Below are 24,454 nucleotides of genomic sequence, written 5' to 3'. Positions count from 1 at the left end.
GTCTACGGAAAGTGAGCCTCGTGACAGGACCGGCGCCCTCCTCTCTGCGCCCCGAGCATCCCGTCGCCCGTCCGCTCGCCCAGCTGGTCGCCGAGTTCGGGCTCGACGCGCGCGGTGACCTCGACGGCGTCGAGGTGACCGGTGCGGCTCTTGCGAGCTCGGCGGTCGAGCCCGGCGACCTGTACGTCGGCGTGCCGGGGCGCAACGCGCACGGAGCCGGTTACGCGTCCGCCGCCGCCGAGAACGGCGCCGTGGCCGTGCTCACCGACGAGGAGGGAGCCGCCCTCGCTGCCGACTCCAGTCTCCCCGTCATCGTGACGCCCGACCCGCGCGCCGCTCTCGGGGCCGTCTCCGGCTGGATCTACCGCACCGACGAGAACACCGCGACGCTGTTCGGCGTGACCGGCACCAACGGCAAGACGAGCGTCGTCTACCTGCTGAACGCGATCCTGGGCCAGCTCGGCGTGGTGTCGGGCCTGAGCTCCACCGCCGAGCGCCGCATCGGCGACACGGCGATCACCAGCAAGCTCACCACGCCCGAGGCGAGCGAGCTCCACGCGCTCCTCGCCCGCATGCGCGAGGGAGGCGTCCGGGCCGTCGCGATCGAGGTCTCGGCGCAGGCCCTCACCCGCCACCGCGTCGACGGCATCGTGTTCGACGTCGTCGGCTTCACGAACCTCAGCCACGACCATCTCGACGACTACGCGGCCATGGAGGACTACTTCGCGGCGAAGCTCGAGCTCTTCCAGCCGGACCGCGCCCGGCGCGGCGTCGTGACCGTCGACTCCGACTGGGGGCGCGCGCTCGTCGAGCGCTCCCGCATCCCGGTGGCGACGCTGTCGAGCTCGCCCGCTTCCGACGCCGAGTGGCGGCTGACGGTGCAGGAGGAGACCCTCACGCGCACGTCGTTCTCGCTGGAGGGCCCGGACGGACGGCGGATCGAGTCCAGCGTCCCGCTGCTCGGCGCCTACAACGCCGCCAACGCCGCCCTCGCGATCGTGATGCTCGTCGAGTCGGGGTACGACCTCGACGCCATCGGCGCCGCCCTGGAGCGCGACGGAGGGATCGACGCGTACATCCCCGGCCGTGCCGAGCGCCTCTCCGGCGACCGCGGACCGGTCGTGTTCATCGACTACGGCCACAGCCCCGACGCCTTCCTGTCGATGCTCAGCGCCCTCCGCAAGGTGACCGACGGCCGCATCGTCATGGTGTTCGGAGCGGACGGCGACCGCGACACCACGAAGCGGACCGACATGGGCGCCATCGCCGCGCGCGGCTCGGACGCCGTCGTCATCACCGACTTCCACCCGCGCTGGGAAGACCCTGCCGCGATCCGAGCGGCTCTCCTCGAGGGCGCCCGTTCGGCGGTCCCCGGGCTCGAGCTGTACGAGATCCCCGATCCGCGTGCGGCGTTCCGCAAGGCCCTGTCGCTCGCCGGCGAGGGCGACGTCGTCCTCTACGCCGGGCCGGGTCACGAGAACTACCAGGAGGTCGCCGGCGAGCGCCTCCCGTACTCGGCGCGCGACGACGTCAAGCTCGCCCTCCGAGAGGCGGGCTGGCTGTGATCGCGCTGACCCTGGCCGAGATCGCCGCGGCGACCCGCGGCCGGCTCCTGCTCGACGGAACCGCTGCGACCCCGGAGACGATCGTGAGCGGCCTCTCCACGACCGACTCGCGCGAGGTGGAGCCGGGCACCATCTTCTTCGCCAAGCCGGGCGAGTTCACCGACGGGCACCTCTTCGCGCCGCAGGCGGCGGAGGCGGGAGCCGCGTTGATCGTGGTCGACCACGCTCTCGACCTCCCGGTTCCGCAGCTCCTCGTCGAGGACACGGTGACCGCGCTCGGCGACCTGGCCACCGAGGTCATCGCCCGCGTCCGCGCGCTCGGCCGCCTCAAGGTCGTGGGCGTGACCGGGTCGAACGGCAAGACGACCACCAAGAACCTCCTCCGTGCGATCCTCGAGCAGGTCGGCTCGACGATCGCGCCGCGCGCCTCCTTCAACAACGAGGTCGGTGCGCCCGTGACGATGCTCCAGGTGACCGAGGAGACCGACTTCCTCGTCGCCGAGATGGGCGCGAGCGGCATCGGCGAGATCGCGCGCCTGGTGCGGATGGCACGGCCCGACATCGGAATCGTCCTCAAGGTCGGCCTCGCGCACGCCGGTGAGTTCGGCGGCATCGAGATGACCCTGCGCGCCAAGACCGAGATGGTCGCCGACCTGCTCGAGTCCGACGTCGCCGTGCTGAACAGGGACGACCCGCGGGTCGCCTCCATGGCCGACAAGACGGTCGCCCGGGTTCTGTGGTTCGGGCTCGACCCGCGCGCAGACGTCCGGGCGACGGACGTCGTATCGGGCGCTCGCGGCACGGCGTTCACGCTCCATCTGCCCGACGGGGAGGCGCGCCCGGTCCGTTTCCAGGTGCTCGGCGAGCACCACGTCATGAACGCCCTCGCCGCCGCGGCGGCCGCGCACACGCTCGGCGTGGACATCGACCGCATCGTCTCCGCTCTGCAGACGGTCCGCACCGCCGAGCGGTGGCGCATGGAGGTCATGGGCGGCGACGAGGTCACGGTCATCAACGACGCGTACAACGCGAGCCCCGATTCCATGGCCGCAGCGCTCAAGACGCTGGCTCAGATCGCCGACACGGGGAGCCGTACCGTCGCCGTCCTCGGCGAGATGAGCGAGCTGGGCGAGTTCTCGGGCGAGGAGCACGACCGCATCGGCCTGCTGGCCGTCCGGCTGGGCATCGACCAGCTCGTGGTGGTCGGCCCGTCGGCGCGCCGCATGCACATCACCGCCATCAACGAAGGCTCGTGGGACGGCGAGTCGCTCTACTTCGACACCCAGGACGCCGCGTTCGAGCACCTCTCCGGGGCGCTCCGCCCGGGCGACATCGTGCTGGTGAAGTCCTCGAACTCCGCAGGTCTGCGCCACCTGGGCGACCGGTTGGGGGAGGCCTTCTCGTGAGGGCGCTGCTGACCTCCGGTGCCCTGTCCATGGCGTTCACGCTGTTCCTGACCCCGCTGTTCATCCGGTTGTTCCGCCGTCTCCAGTGGGGCCAGTTCATCCGCGACGACGGTCCGCAGAGCCACCACGCGAAGCGCGGCACCGCGACGATGGGCGGCATCGTCGTCATCCTCGGGACGCTGTTCGGGTACTTCACCGCGCTCCTCCTGACCGGCGACGAGACGAGCGTCTCCGCGCTGCTGGTGCTCTTCCTCATGGTCGGACTCGGTGTCGTCGGCTTCATCGACGACTTCCTGAAGACGCGGCGCGAGCGCAGTCTGGGTCTCACCGGCTGGGCCAAGGTGGCCGGTCAGGTGGTCGTGGCGACCGTGTGGGCGCTCCTCGCGATCCGGTTCCCCAACGGCAACGGCTACACGCCGGCGACGATGAGCGTCTCGTTCATCCGCGACCTGCCGATCGACTTCGGCGACATCACGCGCTTCGGGCTGATCGGGGTGGTCGTGGGCTACGGCCTCTACCTCATCTGGATCAACTTCATCGTGGCCGCCACCTCGAACGGCGTGAACGTGACCGACGGACTCGACGGCCTCGCGTCCGGGGCCTCGATCCTCGCGATCGGCGCCTACATCATCATCGGCTTCTGGCAGTCGATCCAGTCGTGTGCGAACGTCGGCCTCAACCCGGCCAATGTGGCGAAGTGCTACGAGGTCCGCGACCCGTTCGACCTCGCGATCGTCGCCACGGCGATCGTCGGAGCGGTCGTCGGATTCCTCTGGTGGAACACGTCGCCGGCGCAGATCTTCCTCGGCGACACCGGCTCGCTCGCCCTCGGCGGCGCGGTCGCGGCTCTGGCGATCCTCAGCCGGACCGAGCTGCTCCTCGTCCTCATCGGCGGCCTTTTCGTCGTCGAGGCCGGCTCGGTCATCGTGCAGCGCGCGTACTTCAAGCTCACGCACGGCAAGCGCATCTTCCTGATGAGCCCGATCCATCACCACTTCGAGCTGAAGGGGTGGGCCGAGGTGACGGTCGTCGTCCGGTTCTGGATCATCGGCGGCCTCATGGTCGCCGCGGGCGTGGGCTCGTTCTACCTCGAATGGCTCGCGACATGACCGCGACGGATGAGCGCCTCCGGTCCCTGACCAGCTGGCACGCGGACTGGCGAGGCCTCCGGGTCGCGGTCTACGGGCTCGGTGTGACGGGTTTCGCGGTCGCGGACACGCTGGCCGAGCTCGGTGCCGAGGTCCTCGTGGTGACGGAGCGTGCCGACGAGGAGCGGACGATGCTCCTGTCGGTGATCGGCGCCGAACTCGTCGTCGCGCCGGACCTGTCCACGCCGCCGGAGCGCCTGGTCGAGTTCTCGCCGGAGCTCGTCGTCGTCTCACCGGGATTCCACTGGGATCACCCCCTCCTCCTCTGGACGGCCGAGCGGGAGGTCGCCGTGTGGGGCGACATCGAGCTCGCCTGGCGACTGCGCGACAAGGTGGGCGATCCGGCCGACTGGATCTGCGTGACAGGCACCAACGGCAAGACGACGACCGTCCAGCTCACGGCGACCATGCTCTTGGCGGCGGGATACCGGGTGGCGCCCTGCGGCAACATCGGCGTCCCCGTCCTCGACGCCATCCGCGACCCCGAGGGGTTCGACGTGCTCGTGGTCGAGTTGTCGAGCTACCAGCTGCACTGGGTCGGACGGAACGCCGGCGGCCGGCTGTCGCCCTACTCCGCCGCGTGCCTCAACATCGCCGACGACCACCTCGACTGGCACGGCTCGCTCGAGGCGTATATCGCGGCGAAGGCGAAGGTGTACGAGAACACCCAGGTGGCCTGCGTCTACAACCGTGCCGACCGCAACACCCTCCGCATGGTCGAGGAGGCCGAGGTCATCGAGGGCGCCCGCGCGATCGGCTTCGGTCTCGACGTCCCGGGTCCGAGCGACTTCGGCATCGTCGACGGCATCCTCTGCGACCGCGCGTTCCTCGAGGACCGCGCCCACGCAGCCATCGAGCTGACCACGCTCGACGAGCTCCAGGAGGCGGGGCTCGCGGCGCCCCACGTGGTCGCCAACATCCTCGCTGCGAGCGCACTGGCCCGTTCCTACGGGGTGTCGCCGCAGGTGATCCGGGACGTCCTCACCGCGTTCCGCCTCGACGCGCACCGGATCGAGCTGATCCGCGTCGAGGCGGGCGTCAGCTGGGTCGACGACTCCAAGGCGACGAACCCCCACGCGGCCGACGCATCGCTCCGGGCCTATCCGTCCGTGGTGTGGGTCGCCGGTGGCCTCCTCAAGGGCGTCGACGTCGACGAGCTCGTCAGCAAGCATGTGGGGCGCCTCCGCGGCGCCGTGATCATCGGCGCCGACCGGTCCGCCCTCCGGGCCGCATTCGAGCGACACGCCCCCGGGCTCCCCGTTCGCGAGGTCGAGGCCGACGAGACTGATGAGGTCATGCCGACGGCGGTGCGGCTGGCCGGAGCCCTCGCCCGCGAGGGCGACACCGTGCTGCTCGCCCCGGCCGCGGCATCGATGGACCAGTTCGCCGACTATGCGGAACGCGGGCGCAGGTTCCAGGCGGCCGTGAACGAGTTCTTGGGAGGTGGGGCGGATGACGGCGACACCGCCTCGGACCGAACGGACCCGGAGGGCGGCTCCGGAGCCTGAGCCGGAATCCGCGGAGGCGCGCTCCTCCCGGCTGGCCGGCTTGACCGCCCGGATCTCGCTGGGACGCTCCCTGGCGAGCGAATCGGCCAACTACTTCCTGCTCCTCGGCACGACCCTCTTCCTCGTCGTGTTCGGCCTCGTGATGGTCCTCTCCTCGTCCGCGGTGGAGTCGCACAACGACAGCAACAACTTCTTCGCCGCGTTCTGGTCGCAGGGGGCGTTCGCGCTGATCGGCCTGCCGCTCATGCTCTTCGTGTCGCGGCTCTCCCTCGCGTTCTGGCAGCGGACGGTGTGGTTCCTGCTCGGCGCGGCCTGCTTCCTCCAGGTGCTCGTCCTGCTCACGCCCCTCGGCGTGGAGATCGGCGGCAACCGGAACTGGCTCCGCGTCGGACCGCTGACCCTCCAGCCGTCGGAGGCGATCAAGCTCGCCCTCGTCGTCTGGCTCGGTGTCGTGCTCTCCCGCAAGCGGGACATGCTCCACGACTGGCGCCACGTCGTGGTGCCGGTCGTTCCGGTCGCCGGCGCCGCGATCGGGCTGGTGGTCCTGGGTGGCGACCTCGGAACGACGATGATCATGTCGGCGTTCGTGCTGGGCGGCCTCTACTTCGCCGGCGTGCGCCTCCGCTACCTCGTCGTCGGGCTCTCGGGCGTCGCGGTCCTGGCCTTCTTCGTGGCCATCTCGAGCGCAAGCCGCCTCGGCCGGATCGCCGCCATGTTCGGCGGGACCAGCGCCGCCAACCCCGACGTCGATTGGCAGATCAACAACGGCTACTACGCCCTCGCCTCGGGTGGAGTCTTCGGCGTCGGGCTCGGGAACTCGCACTCCAAGTGGTCGTGGCTGCCCGCGGCCGACACCGACTTCATCTTCGCGATCATCGGCGAGGAGCTCGGCCTCATCGGCGCGATCGTGGTGCTCCTCCTGTTCGTCACCCTGGCGATCGTGTTCCTGCGCATCATCCACGCCGCGGACGACCCGTTCCCGCGCGTGACGACGGCGGCGGTCATGGTCTGGATCATCGGCCAGGCGTTCGTGAACATCGGGGTGGTCCTCGGCGTGATCCCGGTCCTCGGCGTCCCGCTCCCACTGATCTCCCGGGGAGGCACTGCGATCATCTTCTCCATGGTCGCCATCGGCATCGTGCTCTCGTTCGCCCGCCACAGTTCCAAGGAGGCGCGCCGCGCGAAGGGCGTCGCGCGGTGACGCGCTATCTGCTCGCCGGCGGAGGCACCGCCGGCCACGTGAACCCCCTGCTCGCGGTCGCCGACCGGCTCCGCCGCGACGACCCGACCTCGGAGGTGCTCGTCCTCGGCACCAAGGAGGGGCTGGAGGCGCGGCTCGTCCCCGCCCGCGGCTACGAGCTCGCCACGATCCCGAAGCTGCCGTTCCCGCGCCGGCCCGACGCCGCCGCGCTGCGCTTCCCGGGGGAGTACCGCCGCTCGACGGCGACGGTCCGGCAGCTCATCCGCGAGAGGGGCATCGACGCGGTCGTGGGCTTCGGCGGCTACGCCTCCGCGCCGGCGTACTCGGCCGCGCGCAAGGAGGGCGTGCCCCTGATCGAGCACGAGGCGAACGCGCGCCCGGGCCTCGCGAACCGGCTCGGTGCGCGCTACACCCGCTGGGTCGGGGTCGCGTTCGAGGGAACGCCCCTGCCGCACGCCACTTTCGTCGGGATGCCCCTCCGCGTGGAGATCGAGGAGCTCGACCGGTCCGCGGCGCGCCCCGCGGCCCTCGCCGAGTTCGGGCTGGCCGGCGATCGTCCGACCCTGCTCGTCACCGGCGGCTCCCTGGGTGCCCGGCGCATCAACGAGACGATCGCCGCCCGCGCCCCCGAGCTCACGGCCGCGGGCTGGCAGGTGCTGCACATCCAAGGAGGCCGGGGCGAGCTGGCGGACCCCGGCGTGGAGCACTACCGCCTGATCGACTATTGCGATCGCATGGACCTGGCGTTCGCGCTCACCGATCTGGCGGTCGCCCGAGCGGGAGCAGCGACCGTGAGCGAGTTCGCCGCCCTCGGCATCCCGGCCGTGTACGTGCCGTTCCCCATCGGCAACGGCGAGCAGCGCTTCAACGCCGCCGGCGTCGTGGCTGCGGGCGGTGGCCTCCTGATCGACGACGCGGAGTTCCTCCCCGGGTGGGTGGACTCCGGCCTGCTGCCCTTGCTGTCCGACCGCGACCGGGTCGCCGAGATGGGGCGCCGCGCCGCTTCCGCGGGCGTCCGCGACGGCTCCGACCGCATGGTCGCCCTCATCCGGAGCGCCCTCGCCGGATCGTCCTGACCGGGGCGTAGCGTCATACTTGATGGAGCAGCCCGCACCCGACCGAAAGCAGTACTCGTGATCAAACCCGACCTCAGCATGCCCCTCCCCGACGAGCTCGGGAGGCTGCACTTCGTGGGCATCGGCGGTTCGGGCATGAGCGGGATCGCGCGGCTCTTCCTCGAGGCCGGCCACCCGGTCACCGGCTCGGACGTCCGGCACTCCTCCAACATCGACGCGCTCCGCGCGCTCGGCGCGACGATCGCGATCGGGCACGACGCCGCCAACGTGGGCGACGCCGACACCCTCGTCGTCACCGGCGCCCTCTGGCAGGACAACCCCGAGTACCAGCTCGCTCTGGCCAAGGGGCTGCCGGTGCTGCACCGGTCGCAGGCCCTCGCCTGGCTGATCAGCCGCAAGCGCCTCGTGGCCGTCGCCGGCGCGCACGGCAAGACCACGTCCACGGGAATGATCATCACCGGCCTCCTGGGCCTCGGCGAGGACCCGAGCTTCGTCAACGGCGGCGTCATCGCCTCCCTCGGGAAGAGCTCCCAGGCGGGCAGCGGAGAGCTGTTCGTCGTCGAGGCCGACGAGTCGGACGGCTCGTTCCTCCTCTACGACACGGCCGTCGCGCTGATCACGAACGTCGACCCGGACCACCTCGATCACTACGGGTCCCTGGAGGCCTTCGAGGACGCCTTCGTCACTTTCGCCCGGGAGGCGGACGACTTCGTCGCCGTCTCGTCGGACGATCCGGGGGCGATCCACGTCACCGGGCGCCTGCGCGAGGCGGCGCCGGACAAGCGCATCATCACCTTCGGCGAGGCCGAGAACGCCGACGTGCGCGTCCACTCGATCGTGACCGAGGGCCCCGTCTCCTTCGCCGTCCGCTACGACGGCCAGGACTACGCCGCGCGACTCCGGGTCCCCGGCCGCCACAACGCGATCAACGCGGGAGGCGCGTTCGCTGTGCTCACGGGCCTCGGCTTCGATCCCGAGCGCTCGCTCGCCGCGATCGCCGAGTTCGGAGGGACCGAGCGCCGCTTCGAACTGCACGGCACGATCGGCGGCGTCAGCGTCTACGACGACTACGCCCATCACCCCACCGAGGTCGCCGCCGCCCTGTCGGCCGCGCGGACCGTCGTCGGCGACGGCCGCATCATCGCCGTCCACCAGCCGCACCTCTACAGCCGGACCCGTCTGTTCGCCAAGGAGTTCGCGGAGACGCTGGAGCGGTACGCCGACGAGACGGTCGTCCTCGACGTCTACGGCGCCCGGGAGGACCCGGAGCCCGGGGTGACCGGCGCCCTCGTCGCCGAGCGGTTCGAGCATCCCGAGCGCGTCGCGTTCATCGCCGACTGGCAGGAGGCGGCCGACCACACCGCGAGGATCGCCCGGGAGGGCGACTTCGTCATCACTCTCGGCTGCGGCGACGTGTACCGGATCGTCCCCCAGCTCCTCGACTCGCTGCGTCGCACCGGGCCGGCCGCGTCCGCCGACGCCGGTGCGGCGGCCCGCACGGAGTAGGACCAGCGCCGGTGAAGCGTCCCCAGGGTTTCGATCGGCCTCCGGCGCCTCCGCCGTCGCCCGCGGCCTCGCCCGCGCCGGGCGGGCGTGGGGGCGCGGAGGAGCCGTCGCCCGCTCCGCCGGCCGCATCGCCCCGCGCGGTGCAGACGGTGACCGGCCCGCTCCCGATCCCGCAGGAGGCGCGCGATGCCGGCGCGGCCCCGCCGCCGCGCGGTCACGGCACGGCCGAGATCCCGCAGCTGCCGACCAACCGGGAGATCGCGCGGGCCCTGCGGGCGGCCAGGAAGGAGCGCCGGCGTCTCGAGCGCGGCGAGGTGCGCCGCTTCACGAGACGGTCGCGGCGTCGCCGGATCGCGTGGCTCGCCACCGCCGGTGTCGTGGTCGCGCTCGTGGTCGGTGTCGTCCTGATCGCGTACTCGCCGCTCCTCGCGCTCCGGCACATCCGGGTGGAGGGGACCTCCCGGCTCGACGCGGGCGCCATCGAGCAGAAGCTCTCCGACCAGGTCGGGACTCCACTGCCGCTGCTCGATCAGGCCGCGATCTCGGCGGACCTCGCGGCCTTCCCGCTCATCCGCAGCTACACGATCGAGAGCCGGCCGCCGGACTCGATCGTGGTCCGCGTCGTGGAGCGTCAGGCGATCGGGGTCGTGCAGCAGGGGAGCGCGTACGTCCTGGTCGACGCGGCGAAGGTGCCGATCGCCTCCAGCGCCGGCCGGCCGGCGGGATACCCCCTCATCGCGGCTTCGGGCGCGTCGGCCGAGACGAACGCCGGCTCGGGGTTCGCGGCGGCCGCCGGCGTGCTGAGCGCGCTGCCCGCCGACGTGCTCTCGCAGGTCGACACGATCACCGCCAAGACCAAGGACGATGTGAGCTTCACGCTGCGAGGGCGCTCGGCGACCGTGGTGTGGGGGAGTGCCGAGGACTCCGAGCTCAAGGCGGCAGACCTCGGAGCGCTGCTGAAGAGCGCCCCGAAGGCGAGCCGGTACGACGTCTCCTCGCCCCACAGCGTCACGACCGGATGACCCCGATGCGGTGCAGTTTCCCGACACGCCCCGCGCCTGCCGCGGCGGGGGCGCCCGCGCGCATACCGTCAGATCGAGAATTGCATACTCAGCATAACTTTAAGCCTCGACTTGAGGTTGAAGGTTCCCGTGGAGGCCGGACGTGACAGCAAACCAGAACTACCTCGCCGTGATCAAGGTCGTCGGCATCGGCGGTGGCGGCGTCAACGCCGTCAACCGCATGATCGAGCTCGGCCTGCGCGGCGTCGAGTTCATCGCCATCAACACGGACGCCCAGGCGCTGCTGATGAGCGACGCCGACGTGAAGCTCGACGTCGGCCGCGAGATCACCCGCGGCCTCGGTGCCGGCGCCGATCCCGAGGTCGGCCGCCGCGCCGCCGAGGACCATGCCGAGGAGATCGAGGAGGCCCTCGCCGGCGCCGACATGGTCTTCGTGACCGCGGGAGAGGGCGGCGGCACGGGAACCGGCGGCGCACCCGTCGTGGCCCGCATCGCGAAGTCCATCGGCGCGCTGACCATCGGTGTCGTCACCAAGCCGTTCTCGTTCGAGGGCAAGCGCCGCCAGCAGCAGGCCGAGTCGGGCGTGCAGCGGCTGAAGGAAGAGGTCGACACCCTCATCGTGGTGCCGAACGACCGTCTCCTCGAGATCAGCGATCGCGGCATCAGCATGCTGGAGGCGTTCTCGACCGCCGACCAGGTCCTCCTCGCCGGTGTCCAGGGCATCACCGACCTCATCACGACCCCCGGTCTCATCAACCTCGACTTCGCCGACGTCAAGTCGGTCATGCAGGGCGCGGGCAGCGCTCTCATGGGCATCGGCTCGTCCCGGGGCGCGGACCGCGCCATCAAAGCGGCCGAGCTCGCGGTGGCGTCGCCCCTCCTCGAAGCCTCGATCGACGGGGCGCACGGCGTCCTGCTCTCGATCCAGGGCGGATCGAACCTCGGCATCTTCGAGATCAACGACGCCGCCCGGCTCGTGCAGGAGGCGGTGCACCCGGAGGCGAACATCATCTTCGGCGCGGTCATCGACGACACCCTGGGCGACGAGGTCCGCGTGACCGTCATCGCGGCGGGCTTCGACGGCGGCGAGCCGAACAGCCGTCCCGCGGTGAACGACAGCCGCCGGTCGAGCTTCGTCGAGGCCGGCTCGGAGGAGGCGGCCCTGCAGTCGTCGGCCGCGGTCGAGGCCGGCGAGGTCGCGGCTCCCCAGACCGAGTCATGGCACGCGGGGGAGCACCCGGCCGCCGAAGCGGCACCCCAGAAGGACCCGGCTTTCGACGACGAGAATGACGACCTCGACATCCCCGACTTCCTCAAGTAGCCCTCTCGCGGAGCGGCTCGCCGCCGTCCGTGCCGGCATCGCCGACGCGGCACGGGCGGCGGCCCGCTCGCCCGAGGAGGTGACCTGCGTGGTGGTCACGAAGTTCCACCCCGCATCGCTCGTCCGCGAACTCGCGGCGCTCGGGGTGCGCGACGTGGGGGAGAACCGGCACCAGGAGGCGCAGGAGAAGGCTGCCGAGCTCGCCGACCTCGCGCTGACGTGGCACTTCGTCGGGCAGCTGCAGAGCAAGAAGGCCCGTCAGGTGCGCCGCTACGCGAGCGTCATCCACTCGGTCGACCGACTGTCCCTCGTGGACGCGCTCCGCTCCGAGGAGGGCACGGTCGACGCGTTCGTCCAGCTCAACCTCACGGACGACCCCGCGAGGGGAGGCGTGGCCGACCGGGACCTCGAACCGCTCGTCGAGCATGTGCTCGCGACGCCCGGGCTGCGCCTGCTCGGTCTCATGGCCGTCGCCCCCATCGACGAGGAGCCCGCCCGCGCGTTCGAGCGCGTCCGCGCGGCAAGCGAGCGCGTCCGCGCTATCGCCCCGGAGGCGACGGCCATCTCCGCCGGAATGTCCCAGGACTACCGCGAGGCGATCGCCGCGGGCGCGACACACCTTCGGATCGGGACCGCCATTACCGGGAATCGGCCGCAACCTCGTTAATCTCGAAACCAACAAGGTTCCGAAGTGCGAGGCGTCCCGTCGGCGCACTGGTCAAGACGGAGGAAGCGCATGGCCAACCCGCTGAAGAAGACGATGGTCTACCTCGGCCTCGCCGACGAGGAGCTGGAGTTCGACGAGGAGCCTCAGGAGCCGGTGCAGCACGCGCCGCGCCGCGAGGCCCCCGCCCAGCCGCCGGTCCAGGCCGTCCCCCACCCCGCCCCGGTCGCTCCCGCGGCCGGCCGCGCTCCGGTCACGCCGCTGCGCAAGGCGTCCACCGCACGGAATGCATCGGTACAGGAAATGAACGAGATCCTCACGGTCCACCCCCGCCAGTACCGCGACGCCCAGGCGATCGCCGAGTCGTTCCGCGAGGGTGTCCCGGTCATCATCAACCTCTCTCAGATGAGCGAGGGCGACGCCCGCCGCCTCATCGACTTCGCCAGCGGCCTCTCGCAGGGTCTCTACGGCAAGATCGAGCGGGTCACCCCGAAGGTCTTCCTCCTCTCCCCGTCGCACGTCGTCGTCTCCGGCGAGCACGGCGGCCAGGACGCCGAGGTCGACGCCTCCTTCTTCGCTCAGGCCTGAGCGCCCGCCCCCGGAACCCCGTGAGCGCACCGTCCCCGTCGGGGGGCAGTGCGCTTTCGTCCATACTTGAATCGTGTTTGTCGTCTCGATCGTCGCGACCGTCGCGTACTACCTCCTCCTGATCTACTTCTTCGTGCTCTGGGCCCGGTTCGTGCTCGATCTCGTCCGCGTGTTCGCGCGCCAGTGGCGACCCCGCGGGTTCGGTCTCGTGCTCGCTGAGTCGACGTATGTCGTGACCGACCCGCCGATCCGGTTCTTCCGCCGGATCATCCCGCGGCTGTCCATGGGCCCGGTCGCGATCGACTTCGGGTGGAGTCTCACCATGCTCGCCGTCATCATCGGCCTGTACATCACACTGGCATTCCGCTGAGAGTCGTGAGCGTGTCGGCTGGGCGCTCCGTTATAGGGTTGCAGAGCCGGCGCGCGAGGTGCGGCGGAGTGCGCGGAGTGTGCGCACTTTGCTAGCGTTGGCTGAACGCACTTTCTGTTCGTTTTAGAAGATCTAAGGTGGCTTGCCATGGCGCTGACTCCGGAAGATGTAGTCAACAAGCGGTTCCAGCCGACGAAGTTCCGCGAGGGCTACGACCAGGACGAGGTCGACGACTTCCTCGACGAGGTCGTCGTCGAACTGCGTCGTCTGGGCCAGGAGAACGACGAGCTCAAGCAGCGGCTCGTGGCGGCCGACTCGCGCATCGCGGAGTTGCAGCGCAGCGGCGGTCAGTCCGGTCCCGCGGCCGTCGCGACCGCGCCGGCCGACAACGGCGAGACCGAGCGTCTTCAGCGCGAGAACGACGAGCTCAAGCAGCGACTCTCGCAGACGCAGCAGCAGCTCGCCGAGGCGAAGCAGCAGCCGCAGCAGGCGGCGGCTCCGTCGTACGCGGCTCCCGCTGACAACCCGAACGACCCGAACGCCACCAACAACCTCCTCCAGCTCGCCCGCCGCCTCCACGAGGAGCACGTGCGCGAGGGCGTCGAGAAGCGCGACGCGCTGATCGCCGAGGGCCACGCCACCGCCGCCCGCATCGTCGCCGAGGCCGAGTCGAAGCAGCGCGCCCAGATCAGCGCCCTCGACCAGGAGCGCACCGGGCTCGAGCGCCGCATCGACGAGCTGCGCACCTTCGAGCGCGACTACCGCAAGGGTCTCAAGAGCTACATCGAGGGCCAGCTGCGCGAGCTCGACACCCCGGTGTCGCAGCCGGCCGGCTTCGGCGGCCAGGGCCAGCAGGCGCGTCCCGCCGCGGGTGTCCCGGCCCCGGTCGCGGCCGGCGGTTCCGACGACGGCAACGCCCAGGGCCAGGGCCAGCCCCCGGTCTTCCCCGGCTTTGGAGGCTAGTCCCTCCCGGTCCAAGGTCAGCGTCCGGGCCTTGGTGATCCTGGCGGTGGTGGCGCTCTGCGTGTACCTCGTCGACCAGATCGCCAAGGTCCTGGTCGTGTCGAACCTGTTCGAGGGCCAGCAGATCCAGGTCCTCGGCCAGCTGCTCCAGTTCCACTTCGTCAAGAACGCCGGCGCCGCCTTCTCGATCGGCAGCGGCTCGACCTGGATCTTCTCGATCGTGGGCGTGGGTGTGCTCGGGTTCGTCATCTGGTACGCGCCGCGCATCCGCTCCACGGCGTGGGCGATCCTGTTCGGGCTCCTGCTCGGCGGCCTGCTCGGCAACCTGACGGACCGGCTGTTCCGGGCCCCCGGTTTCGGTGTGGGGCATGTCGTCGACTTCCTCCAGATCCCGCTCCTCCCGGCGATCTTCAACCTCGCCGACGTCGCCATCGTGTCGAGCATGGCGCTGTTCCTGATCCTCACCATCCGCGGCGTCGGGCTGGACGGCAGCCGCACGCACGGCGACGACCACGGCGACGACGGTGCGGGCGATGACGGCGACGACGCCCGCTCCGACGAGGCCGCCGAGCGGCCCGAGAGCCCGAAGCCGTAGATGCAGACGCGCACCCTCCCGATTCCTGACGGGCTGGACGGCGCGCGCGTCGACGCGGGCCTCGCCAAGCTCCTCGGGTTCTCCCGGACCTTCGCGGCCGAGGTCGCGGAGGCCGGCGGCGTCCTCGTCGATGGTCGCGAGGCCGGGAAGTCCGACCGCCTGACCGCCGGGTCGTGGCTCGAGGTGTCGTGGCAGCCGAAGGCCGATGTCGAGATCGTGCCGATCGCGGTCCCCGAGCTCACGATCGTGCACGACGACGATGACATCGTGGTCGTGGACAAGCCGGTCGGGGTGGCCGCGCATCCGTCCGTCGGGTGGGAAGGGCCGACGGTCCTCGGCGCTCTCGCGGCCGCCGGGTTCCGCATCTCCACATCCGGCGCCGCGGAACGAGCGGGCATCGTCCACCGGCTCGACGCCGGAACCAGCGGGCTGATGGTCGTGGCGAAGTCCGAGCGGGCGTACACGGCGCTCAAACGCGCGTTCCACGACCGGACGGTGGAGAAGATCTATCATGCCGTCGTCCAGGGCCACCCGGACCCGCTGAGCGGCACCATCGACGCGCCGATCGGGAGGCACCCCCGCTCCGACTGGAAGTTCGCGGTCGTCGCGGGGGGCAAGCCGTCGGTCACGCATTACGAGACGATCGAGGCGTTCCCCGCCGCGAGCCTCCTCGAGATCCACCTGGAGACCGGCCGCACGCACCAGATCCGGGTGCACATGGCGGCGCAGCGGCACCCGTGCGTCGGCGACGCCATGTACGGCGCCGATCCGACGCTCTCGGCGCGCCTCGGACTGAGCCGCCAGTGGCTCCACGCCGTGCAGCTGGCGTTCGAGCACCCCGCGACCGGGGAGTGGGTCACGTTCACGACCGGCTACCCGGCCGATCTGCAGCACGCACTGGACGTCCTCCGGGCGTCGTGACGACCGGCGTCGGCCGTCCGACGTAGGCTGGTAGCCACACCCACAACACGGAGTTGCAGTGCCCTCGACCGATTCGTTCGTCCACCTCCACGTCCACAGCGAGTACTCCATGCTCGACGGCGCGGCGCGGGTCAAACCGCTGGTCGAGGCGGCGGTCCAGCAGGGCATGCCCGCCGTCGCGGTGACCGACCACGGCAACATGTTCGGCGCGTTCGACTTCTGGCGGACGGCCACCGATGCGGGCATCAAGCCGATCATCGGCACGGAGGCCTACCTCACCCCCGGCACCCACCGCACCGACCGGACCCGCGTCCGCTGGGGCGACGGCGGCGAGGACGACGTCTCCGGCTCGGGCGCTTACACCCACATGACGCTGCTCGCCGCCACGACCGAGGGCATGCACAACCTGTTCCGGCTCTCGTCGTACGCCTCCATCGAGGGCTACTACTTCAAGCCGCGGATGGATCGCGACCTGCTGAGCCGGTACTCGAAGGGCATCATCGCCACGACCGGCTGCCCCTCGGGTGAGGTGCAGACGAGGCTCCGCCTCGGCCAGTACGAGCTCGCGCGCCAGGCCGCCGCCGACTACCGCGACATCTTCGGCCGAGAGAACTTCTTCGCCGAGATCATGGATCACGGGCTCGGCATCGAGCGCCGGGTCATGACCGACCTGATCCGGCTGGCGAAGGATCTCGGCCTCCCTCTCGTGGCGACCAACGACCTCCACTACACGCACGCCGACGACGCGAAGAGCCACGCCGCCCTGCTCTGCGTGCAATCCGGTTCGACCCTCGACGACCCCAACCGCTTCAAGTTCGACGCCGACGAGTTCTACCTCAAGACGCCGGAGCAGATGCGCCAGCTCTTCCGCGACTATCCCGAGGCCTGCGACAACACGCTCGCCATCGCGGAGCGGTGCGACGTCCGGTTCGACACCGCGGCGAACTACATGCCGCGCTTCCCCGTGCCGGAGGGGGAGACGGAGCAGACGTGGTTCGTCAAGGAGGTCGAGAAGGGCCTCGCCGAGCGCTACCCGAACGGCATCACGGAGGAGGTCCGCAAGCAGGCCGACTACGAGATCGGCGTCATCTCGCAGATGGGCTTCCCGGGCTACTTCCTCGTCGTCGCCGACTTCATCAACTGGTCGAAGCGCAACGGCATCCGCGTGGGGCCCGGCCGAGGCTCGGGCGCTGGGTCCATGGCGGCGTACGCCATGCGGATCACCGATCTCGACCCCCTCCGTCACGGTCTGATCTTCGAGCGCTTCCTCAACCCCGACCGCGTCTCCATGCCCGACTTCGACGTCGACTTCGACGACCGCCGCCGGGGCGAGGTCATCAAGTACGTGACCGAGAAGTACGGCTCGGAGCGGGTCGCGCAGATCGTCACGTACGGCACGATCAAGGCCAAGCAGGCTCTGAAAGACTCCGGCCGCGTCCTCGGGTTCCCGTTCTCGATGGGCGAGAAGCTGACGAAGGCGATGCCGCCGCCCGTCATGGGCAAGGACATCCCGCTCACGGGCATCTTCGACAAGGAGCACCCGCGCTACAAGGAGGCCGTCGACATCCGCGCGGTCGTCGAGAGCGACCCCGAGGCGCGGACGGTCTTCGACACCGCCCTCGGGCTCGAGAACCTGAAGCGCCAGTGGGGCGTGCACGCCGCGGGCGTCATCATGTCGTCCGATCCGCTGATCGATGTCATCCCGATCATGAAGCGGGAGCAGGACGGCCAGATCGTCACGCAGTTCGACTATCCCGCATGCGAGTCGCTCGGCCTGATCAAGATGGACTTCCTGGGGCTCAGGAACCTCACGATCATCAACGACGCGCTCGACAACATCCGCGACAACCGGGGCGAGGAACTCGTCCTCGAAGAGCTCGAGCTCGATGACCGCGCCGCCTACGAGCTGCTGTCCCGCGGCGACACGCTCGGCGTGTTCCAGCTCGACGGCGGCCCCATGCGATCGCTGCTGCGCCTCATGAAGCCGGACAACTTCGAGGACATCTCCGCCCTCATCGCGCTCTACCGGCCGGGTCCGATGGGCGCCAACTCGCACACGAACTACGCGCTGCGCAAGAACGGCCAGCAGGCGATCACGCCCATCCACCCGGAGCTCGCCGAGCCCCTGGCCGAGATCCTGTCGACCAGCTACGGCCTCATCATCTACCAGGAGCAGGTGATGGCGATCGCGCAGAAGGTCGCCGGGTTCTCGCTGGGCCAAGCAGACATCCTCCGCCGCGCGATGGGCAAGAAGAAGAAGTCCGAGCTCGACAAGCAGTTCGAGGGCTTCTCGCAGGGCATGGTCGACCGCGGCTACTCGATGGAGGCGGTCAACAAGCTCTGGGAGATCCTCCTCCCGTTCTCCGACTACGCGTTCAACAAAGCGCACTCGGCCGCCTATGGCGTCATCTCGTACTGGACGGCCTACCTGAAGGCCCATTACCCGGCCGAGTACATGGCGGCGCTCCTGACGAGCGTCGGCGACTCGAAGGACAAGATGGCGCTGTACCTCAACGAGTGCCGCCGGATGGGCATCAAGGTGCTCCCGCCGGATGTCAACGAGTCCAACCTCTACTTCGCCGCCGTGGGCTCCGATATCCGCTTCGGCATGGGCGCCGTCCGCAACGTGGGCGCGAACGTCGTCGAGGGCGTCCGTGAGGCGCGCGAGGCCAAGGGCCGGTTCGAGTCGTTCCACGACTTCCTCACCAAGGTCCCGATCCACGCCGCGAACAAGCGCACGGTCGAGTCGCTGATCAAGGCGGGTGCGTTCGACTCGCTCGGCCACACCCGCCGAGCCCTCGTGGAGGTCCACGAAGACGCGGTCGAGTCGGCCGTCAAGATCAAGCGGAGCGAGGCCAACGGGGACGTGGGCTTCGACTTCGACAGCCTCTGGGCCGAGGACGAGCCGGGCCAGACCCAGCATCACATCCCCGACCGACCCGAGTGGGCCAAGCGCGACAAGCTCGCCTTCGAGCGGGAGATGCTCGGGCTGTACGTCTCCGACCACCCGCTCGCGGGTCTCGAGCTCGCCCTGGCGAAGCTGGCCAGCACCTCCATCGCCGACCTCGTCGGGTCGGACAGCATCCAGGACGGCGAGACGGTCACCATCGCCGGGCTCGTCACGAGCGTCCAGCACCGGGTGGCCAAGGCCTCCGGCAATCAGTACGGCATGATCCAGGTCGAGGACTTCGGCGGCGAACTGACCGTGATGTTCATGGGAAAGGCGTACCAGGAGTACTCCCACGCGCTGCAGGGCGATGCGATCGTGGTGGTGCGCGGGCGGGTCAGCCTGCGAGACGACGGGATGAACCTCCACGCCTTCTCGCTCATGACGCCCGACCTCGGTCAGGTCGACGATGTCGGAACCCTGACGATCGCCCTGCCCAACAAGCGGGCCACGCCGGATGTCGTGCGCAAGCTCGATGAGATCTTCCTGCGTCACCGCGGTGACAGCGAGGTGCGCCTGGGGCTCATCGAGGGCAGCGTGATGCGCATGCACGAGCTCCCTCGGCACCAGGTGCGCGTGACGCCCGACCTCTACGGCGAGCTCAAGGGACTGCTCGGCCCGAACTGCCTCGTCTAGCCGGCAGCGCAGTCCGGAGTCAGCCCAGTCCCCGTCAGCCCAGTTCGGTGGGACGGTGGTAGCGGCGCTCGTGGTAGAGGAGCGGCGCGTCCTCGGGTCCCAGCTCGCCCTGCTCGATCTGGACGACGACGACGGCGCTGTTGTGCACCGGGAAGCGCTCGACGATCCGGCCGACCATCCACGCGGTGACGTCCCGCAGCACGGGGAGCCCGTGCGGACCCCGGAACCAGTGGTCTCCGAGGAAGCGCTGCGTGTTGTCCGCCGAGAGGATCTCCGCGACCGCCTTGTTGCGGGCGCCGAGCATGTGGACGACGACGCGCTCGGTCTCGGCGATCGCCGGCCAGCTGGAGGCGGACAACGCCATGTTGAACGTCGCGAGCGGCGGCACGGCGGCGAGCGACGCGAGTGAGGTCGCCGTGAAGCCGACCGGTGCGCCGGCGGCGTCCTGAGCGGTGATGACCGCCACGCCGGCGGCGTGACGGCGGAACGCCTGCCGGAAGGCCGCGAGGTCGGGCGTGGGATCGGTCGGTCGGTCCGGCGCTGCGCTGTTCATCTGTTCCGTGACACCATTCGGGGGAGGGTTTCCGGGAGCGGTTAGGCTGGTCGGGATGATCCAGACCATCGACCTCCGCGGTGTCCAGCCTACTCGCGCGGCCTTCGAGCGCCTCGTCCCCCGTCCCGTCGTCGACGTGCGGGCGGCGATGGCCGTCGCGGCCGAGCTGATCGACGACGTCCGGGCACGCGGTGCGTCCGCCCTGGCCGCGCAGGCAGGGCGCTTCGACGGCGTCGTGCCCGAGTCGGTGCGCGTTCCGCAGTCGCAGATCGATGCCGCGGTCGAGGCGCTGGCCGCCCCGGTGCGCGCCGCCCTCGAGGAGGCGATCGACCGGGTCCGCCGCGCGACCGCGGTCCAGGTGCCGCCTCCGGCGGAGACGGTCATCCGCCCGGGCGCGACCATCGTGCAGCGCTGGCAGCCGGTCGAGCGGGCGGGGTTGTACGTGCCCGGCGGCAAGGCCGTGTACCCGTCGAGCGTCGTCATGAACGCCGTTCCGGCCCAGGTCGCGGGCGTGACCTCGGTCGCGCTGGCGAGCCCGCCGCAGCGCCAGTTCGGGGGAGCGGTGCACCCCGTGATCCTCGGCGCCGCCGGTCTGCTCGGCATCGACGAGGTCTACGCCATGGGCGGCGCGGGCGCGATCGGGGCGCTCGCGTACGGCGTCGAAGACCTGGGCCTCGAGCCGGTCCAGGTGATCACCGGGCCGGGCAACATCTATGTCGCCGCGGCGAAGCGCGTGGTCCGCGGACAGACGGGGATCGACTCGGAGGCCGGGACGACCGAGATCCTCGTGATCGCCGATGCCTCGGCCGACCCGGGTTACGTGGCCGCCGATCTCGTGAGCCAGGCCGAGCACGACGAGGCGGCCGCCTCCGTGCTCGTCACCGACAGCCCGGAGCTCGCGTCCCGCGTCGAGGCCGCGCTCGAGACGGTGGCCGCCGCCACCAAGCATGCCGAACGCGTCCGGACCGCTCTCGGTGGTCGCCAGTCGGCGCTCGTGCTGGTCGACGACCTCGAGGCCGCCGCCGCGTTCAGCGACGCCTACGGTCCCGAGCACCTCGAGATCCAGACGGAGGACCCGGATGCGACGCTCGGCCTGATCCACAACGCGGGGGCCATCTTCCTCGGCCCGACCTCGCCGGTCAGCCTCGGCGATTACCTCGCGGGCTCCAACCACGTCCTCCCCACCGGCGGTCAGGCGAGATTCTCGCCCGGTCTCGGCGCCTACTCGTTCCTCCGCCCGCAGCAGGTGGTCCGGTACGACCGCGAGGCACTGGGTGAGGTCGCCGACCGGATCGTCGCCCTCTCCAGCGCCGAGGACCTCCCCGCGCACGGCGAGGCGATCACGGCCCGCTTCCCGGCCTAGATCCGGGCTCGGCCGGTAGAATCCCCTCATGTTCTGCCCGTTCTGCCGCCACCCCGACTCCCGCGTCATCGACTCCCGGACGAGCGACGACGGACTCTCGATCCGGCGGCGCCGGCAGTGCCCCGAGTGCGGGAGGCGCTTTTCGACGACCGAGACGGCGAGCCTCAGCGTCATCAAGCGCAGCGGCGTGGTGGAGCCGTTCAGTCGCGAGAAGATCGTCCTCGGTGTGCGGAAGGCCTGCCAGGGCCGTCCGGTGACCGACTCCGACCTGGCCGTGCTGGCGCAGAAGGTGGAGGAGACGATCCGGTCGACCGGCGCCTCCCAGATCGAGGCGAACGACATCGGCCTGGCGATCCTGCCCGAGCTCCGCGAGCTCGACGAGGTCGCCTACCTGCGTTTCGCCAGCGTCTACCAGGCGTTCGATTCCCTCGAGGACTTCGAGGAGGCGATCCAGTCGCTGCGGGTGGCGCACCGGGCTGAGCCCGTCGACGCCCCGTCCTGACCCGATGATGGGATGGGGAGGCGCCCGCCCGGTATTCTCGACACGGCATGTATCGCGCACTCTTCTCCCTCGTCCTGTCCAAGCTCGATCCCGAGCGGGCGCACCATCTGGCGTTCCTCGTGATCCGCGCACTCCCCGCGATCGGGCTCGGCGCCATCGTTCGCCGCTTCACCGCGCCCGACCCCTCGCTGGCGGTCGAGGCGCTCGGTCTCCGGTTCGCGTCCCCGTTCGGCGTCGCGGCGGGCTTCGACAAAGACGGGGAGGCGGTGCTCGGCCTGGGCGAGCTGGGCTTCGGTCACGTGGAGGTCGGCACGATCACGGCGCTCCCTCAGCCGGGCAACGACAAGCCCCGGCTGTTCCGGTTGATCCCCGACCGCGCCGTGATCAATCGCATGGGCTTCAACAACCGCGGTGCGGGCCGAGCCGCCGACCGCCTCCTCGCCGTCCGCCGGTCGAGGCTGCGCCCCGTCCTCGGCGTCAACATCGGCAAGAGTCGGGTCGTCGCCGTGGAGGACGCGACGGCCGACTACCTGACCAGCGCCCGCGCTCTGGCTCCCGTCGCCGACTACCTGGTCGTGAACGTCAGCTCGCCGAACACTCCCGGCCTCCGCGGGCTCCAGGAGGAGGAGCTGCTCGCGCCCCTTCTGACCGCCGTCAAGGACGCCGCGGGCGACACGCCGCTGCTGGTCAAGATCGCGCCCGACCTGAGCGACGAGCAGGTCGTCGCGATCGCGCGTCTCGTCGTGAGCCTCGGGCTCGCCGGCATCATCGCCACCAACACGACGATCTCGCGGGACGGTCTCCGCACCGATCCCGCGGTGGTCGAGGCCGCTGGAGCGGGCGGCCTCTCGGGCGCGCCCCTCGCCGCGCGGTCGCTCGAGGTGCTGACGCTGATCCGCCGGAACGTCCCTTCCGAGCTCTGCGTCATCTCCGTCGGGGGCGTCGAGACCGCGGAAGACGTCCAGCGACGGCTCGACGCGGGTGCGACGCTCGTGCAGGGCTACACGGCCTTCCTCTACCGCGGGCCGCTCTGGGCCAGGGAGATCAACCGCGGGCTGCTACGCCTCCGGCGTGCCCTGGTGGAAGCGTAACCGCCACCGGTTGCCGTTCCGCACCCAGAGCGAGCTGCGCAGCGCGCCGCCTCGCGGGTCGACGGTGCGGGCGGTCAGGAGGAGCGCGTCGGTCGACACCCGGTCGACGCCGAGGACCTGGAGGTCGACGGCCGAGGGCGGCTCGTCCGCCAGCTCGCCGATGATCGCGTCGCGACCCCAGAGACGGCCGGAGCGGCCGATCTCCGCGAACTCCGGGTGGAGCAGCTCGGCGAGACGTGACGCGTCGGACCGCACGGCCGGGTCGAGGAGCTCGCGCTCCAGCCGGGCGACCACCTCCTCGTCGCTCTCGTCCGCGGAGATGCCGTCGAACAGATCGAAGGTCAGCGTCGCGTCGGCAGCGGTAGCTGTGGTGGCGGCAGCTGGTGCGCCGGCTCCGACCGCCGCATCCGCGTCCTCGACCGCCGCGCGGGCGGCACCGGGCCATCCCGGTCCGATCGGGATCGGGTCGCCCTTCTGGTAGGCGAGCGCGACCGCGCGGGCGCGCTGGTCCGCTGCCTCGTTGAGCTCGTGCCCGGCGTGGCCCTTGACCCACTCGAACCGGTACCGGCGGCCGGTCAGCTCGCGGTCGAGCCGCTCGAGCAGCTCACGGTTGAGGACGGGGGAGCCGTCGGCCTTCCTCCAGCCCTTGCGCTTCCAGCCGGCCATCCACTTCGTCACCGAGTTGATGACGTACTGGCTGTCGCAGAAGATGTGGAGCTCGTCGTCGAGATGGGCCGTCGCCTCCAGGAGGTCGATGACCGCCATGAGCTCGCCCTGGTTGTTGGTGCCGTGGGGCCAGCCTCCGGCCGCCCAGTGGGCGTCGTCGACGAACCAGGCCCACCCGGCCGGTCCGGGATTGCCGAGGGCGGAGCCGTCGGCCGCGGCGACGATCGCCACGTCAGTTCGGGTACTGGCCGCGCTTGACCTGCGGCTTGGGCAGGCGCATGACCCGGAGCTGCAGCGCCCGCATCGCGGCATACCAGCGGAGACCGCGCTCGACCTTCGTCTTGCCGAACTTCTCGCCGACGCGGCGCGTGACGAGGAAGCCGAGCAGGACGCAGTCGATGACCGCGATCAGGAAGAACGCCCAGAGCGCGAACAGGCCGTACACCTGAACGGCCTGCCAGGGGAGGAACGTCAGGACGATGACGAGGAGCATCACCGGGATGAGGAACTCGCCGATGCTGAAGCGCGCGTCGACGTAGTCGCGCACGAAGCGGCGCTGCGGCCCGCGGTCACGAGCGGTGAGGTAGCGGTCGTCGCCGGCTGCCATGCCGAGGCGCGCCTTCTCACGGGCCTCGGCCTGCTTCTGGCGCGCTGCGCGGGCCGCCTCCTTGCGGTCGGTCGGCACCAGGGGCCGCTTGCGGGCGGCCTCCTGCTCGCGGCGCGAGGGCGTGGGGGCGCCCTTGCCCTGCGACAGCCGCGCAGCGGTCTGTTCCGGGGTCTCGGCGACGGGCGGCTGCGCCGCGTCGGCCGGGTTCTGTCGTTTCGCCAACGTCAAGCCTTCG

22 protein-coding genes are annotated in these 24,454 nt (G+C 70.7%); 19 read left to right on the top strand and 3 right to left on the bottom strand.

Features of this window, described 5'->3' with window-relative positions; all coding sequences use genetic code 11:
- Positions 1–20 precede the first annotated feature (20 nt).
- The 16 genes from FPT20_RS09430 to dnaE all read left to right on the top strand — a co-directional run bounded on the left by FPT20_RS09430 (position 21) and on the right by dnaE (position 19,437).
- Positions 21–1,565, top strand: a complete 1,545-nt coding sequence (locus FPT20_RS09430; RefSeq protein ID WP_158864685.1) for a Mur ligase family protein — start codon at positions 21–23, stop codon at positions 1,563–1,565.
- Positions 1,562–2,971, top strand: coding sequence for a UDP-N-acetylmuramoyl-tripeptide--D-alanyl-D-alanine ligase (locus FPT20_RS09425; protein ID WP_158864683.1), 1,410 nt, complete (start codon positions 1,562–1,564; stop codon positions 2,969–2,971). The genes FPT20_RS09430 and FPT20_RS09425 overlap by 4 nt, the downstream gene beginning before the upstream one ends.
- The gene (mraY, locus tag FPT20_RS09420) at positions 2,968–4,080 is read left to right on the top strand and encodes a phospho-N-acetylmuramoyl-pentapeptide-transferase (protein WP_158864681.1); all 1,113 of its coding nucleotides are present in this window, start codon (positions 2,968–2,970) and stop codon (positions 4,078–4,080) included. The genes FPT20_RS09425 and mraY overlap by 4 nt, the downstream gene beginning before the upstream one ends.
- On the top strand, positions 4,077–5,627 hold the full coding sequence (gene murD, locus FPT20_RS09415; protein WP_158864679.1) for a UDP-N-acetylmuramoyl-L-alanine--D-glutamate ligase: 1,551 nt from the start codon (positions 4,077–4,079) through the stop codon (positions 5,625–5,627). Before mraY ends, murD begins: the two co-directional genes overlap by 4 nt.
- A 40-nt stretch (positions 5,628–5,667) precedes the next feature.
- Positions 5,668–6,828 carry a putative lipid II flippase FtsW gene (ftsW, locus tag FPT20_RS09410; protein ID WP_233265461.1) on the top strand — a complete coding sequence of 387 codons (1,161 nt, stop codon included), beginning with the start codon at positions 5,668–5,670 and terminating at the stop codon, positions 6,826–6,828.
- Positions 6,825–7,904, top strand: a complete 1,080-nt coding sequence (locus FPT20_RS09405) for a UDP-N-acetylglucosamine--N-acetylmuramyl-(pentapeptide) pyrophosphoryl-undecaprenol N-acetylglucosamine transferase (protein ID WP_158864674.1) — start codon at positions 6,825–6,827, stop codon at positions 7,902–7,904. Before ftsW ends, FPT20_RS09405 begins: the two co-directional genes overlap by 4 nt.
- Before the next feature lie 57 nt (positions 7,905–7,961).
- Positions 7,962–9,410, top strand: a complete 1,449-nt coding sequence (murC, locus tag FPT20_RS09400) for a UDP-N-acetylmuramate--L-alanine ligase (RefSeq protein ID WP_199245739.1) — start codon at positions 7,962–7,964, stop codon at positions 9,408–9,410.
- 149 nt (positions 9,411–9,559) lie between these two features.
- Entirely contained in the window at positions 9,560–10,432 is an 873-nt protein-coding gene (locus FPT20_RS09395) for an FtsQ-type POTRA domain-containing protein (protein ID WP_233265460.1), read from the top strand.
- A 142-nt stretch (positions 10,433–10,574) separates the two neighbouring features.
- On the top strand, positions 10,575–11,753 hold the full coding sequence (ftsZ, locus tag FPT20_RS09390; RefSeq protein WP_158864670.1) for a cell division protein FtsZ: 1,179 nt from the start codon (positions 10,575–10,577) through the stop codon (positions 11,751–11,753).
- Positions 11,719–12,420, top strand: a complete 702-nt coding sequence (locus FPT20_RS09385) for a YggS family pyridoxal phosphate-dependent enzyme (RefSeq protein ID WP_158864668.1) — start codon at positions 11,719–11,721, stop codon at positions 12,418–12,420. Before ftsZ ends, FPT20_RS09385 begins: the two co-directional genes overlap by 35 nt.
- 69 nt (positions 12,421–12,489) lie before the next feature.
- Positions 12,490–13,005, top strand: a complete 516-nt coding sequence (locus FPT20_RS09380; RefSeq protein ID WP_158864666.1) for a cell division protein SepF — start codon at positions 12,490–12,492, stop codon at positions 13,003–13,005.
- Between the two features lie 73 nt (positions 13,006–13,078).
- Entirely contained in the window at positions 13,079–13,375 is a 297-nt protein-coding gene (locus tag FPT20_RS09375; RefSeq protein ID WP_158864664.1) for a YggT family protein, read from the top strand.
- A gap of 147 nt (positions 13,376–13,522) precedes the next feature.
- Complete coding sequence (locus tag FPT20_RS09370) at positions 13,523–14,338, top strand: DivIVA domain-containing protein (RefSeq protein WP_158864662.1); 816 nt, start codon at positions 13,523–13,525, stop codon at positions 14,336–14,338.
- 34 nt (positions 14,339–14,372) lie between these two features.
- Positions 14,373–14,933, top strand: coding sequence for a signal peptidase II (lspA, locus tag FPT20_RS09365; RefSeq protein WP_233265632.1), 561 nt, complete (start codon positions 14,373–14,375; stop codon positions 14,931–14,933).
- Positions 14,934–15,854, top strand: a complete 921-nt coding sequence (locus FPT20_RS09360; RefSeq protein WP_158864658.1) for an RluA family pseudouridine synthase — start codon at positions 14,934–14,936, stop codon at positions 15,852–15,854.
- Between the two features lie 109 nt (positions 15,855–15,963).
- Positions 15,964–19,437, top strand: coding sequence for a DNA polymerase III subunit alpha (gene dnaE, locus FPT20_RS09355; RefSeq protein WP_233265631.1), 3,474 nt, complete (start codon positions 15,964–15,966; stop codon positions 19,435–19,437).
- Positions 19,438–19,471: 34 nt separating this feature from the next.
- Here the strand turns inward: dnaE and FPT20_RS09350 are convergent, their stop codons facing one another.
- Positions 19,472–19,990 carry a flavin reductase family protein gene (locus FPT20_RS09350; RefSeq protein WP_158864654.1) on the bottom strand — a complete coding sequence of 173 codons (519 nt, stop codon included), beginning with the start codon at positions 19,988–19,990 and terminating at the stop codon, positions 19,472–19,474.
- 55 nt (positions 19,991–20,045) lie between these two features.
- Here FPT20_RS09350 and hisD point away from each other — a divergent pair, with 55 nt between their 5' ends.
- From hisD to FPT20_RS09335, 3 genes are read left to right on the top strand one after another with little or no spacing between them, the layout of a single operon-like run.
- On the top strand, positions 20,046–21,353 hold the full coding sequence (gene hisD, locus FPT20_RS09345) for a histidinol dehydrogenase (protein ID WP_158864653.1): 1,308 nt from the start codon (positions 20,046–20,048) through the stop codon (positions 21,351–21,353).
- A gap of 28 nt (positions 21,354–21,381) precedes the next feature.
- On the top strand, positions 21,382–21,855 hold the full coding sequence (nrdR, locus tag FPT20_RS09340) for a transcriptional regulator NrdR (RefSeq protein ID WP_158864651.1): 474 nt from the start codon (positions 21,382–21,384) through the stop codon (positions 21,853–21,855).
- A 47-nt stretch (positions 21,856–21,902) separates the two neighbouring features.
- Complete coding sequence (locus tag FPT20_RS09335; RefSeq protein ID WP_158864649.1) at positions 21,903–22,946, top strand: quinone-dependent dihydroorotate dehydrogenase; 1,044 nt, start codon at positions 21,903–21,905, stop codon at positions 22,944–22,946.
- Here FPT20_RS09335 and FPT20_RS09330 read toward each other — a convergent pair.
- Both FPT20_RS09330 and FPT20_RS09325 read right to left on the bottom strand, forming a co-directional pair.
- A complete protein-coding gene (locus FPT20_RS09330) occupies positions 22,914–23,843 on the bottom strand; it encodes a ribonuclease HI family protein (RefSeq protein WP_158864646.1) in 930 nt (309 codons plus the stop codon). The genes FPT20_RS09335 and FPT20_RS09330 overlap by 33 nt on opposite strands.
- 1 nt (position 23,844) lies before the next feature.
- Positions 23,845–24,441 carry a DUF3043 domain-containing protein gene (locus tag FPT20_RS09325; protein WP_158864644.1) on the bottom strand — a complete coding sequence of 199 codons (597 nt, stop codon included), beginning with the start codon at positions 24,439–24,441 and terminating at the stop codon, positions 23,845–23,847.
- Positions 24,442–24,454: the final 13 nt, after the last annotated feature.

The sequence above is a fragment of the Leifsonia sp. AG29 genome (assembly GCF_009765225.1).
Classification (GTDB): Bacteria; Actinomycetota; Actinomycetes; order Actinomycetales; family Microbacteriaceae; genus Leifsonia.
The sequence above is the reverse complement of the archived record's forward strand: the minus strand, read 5'-3'. Positions and strand labels throughout refer to the sequence as shown.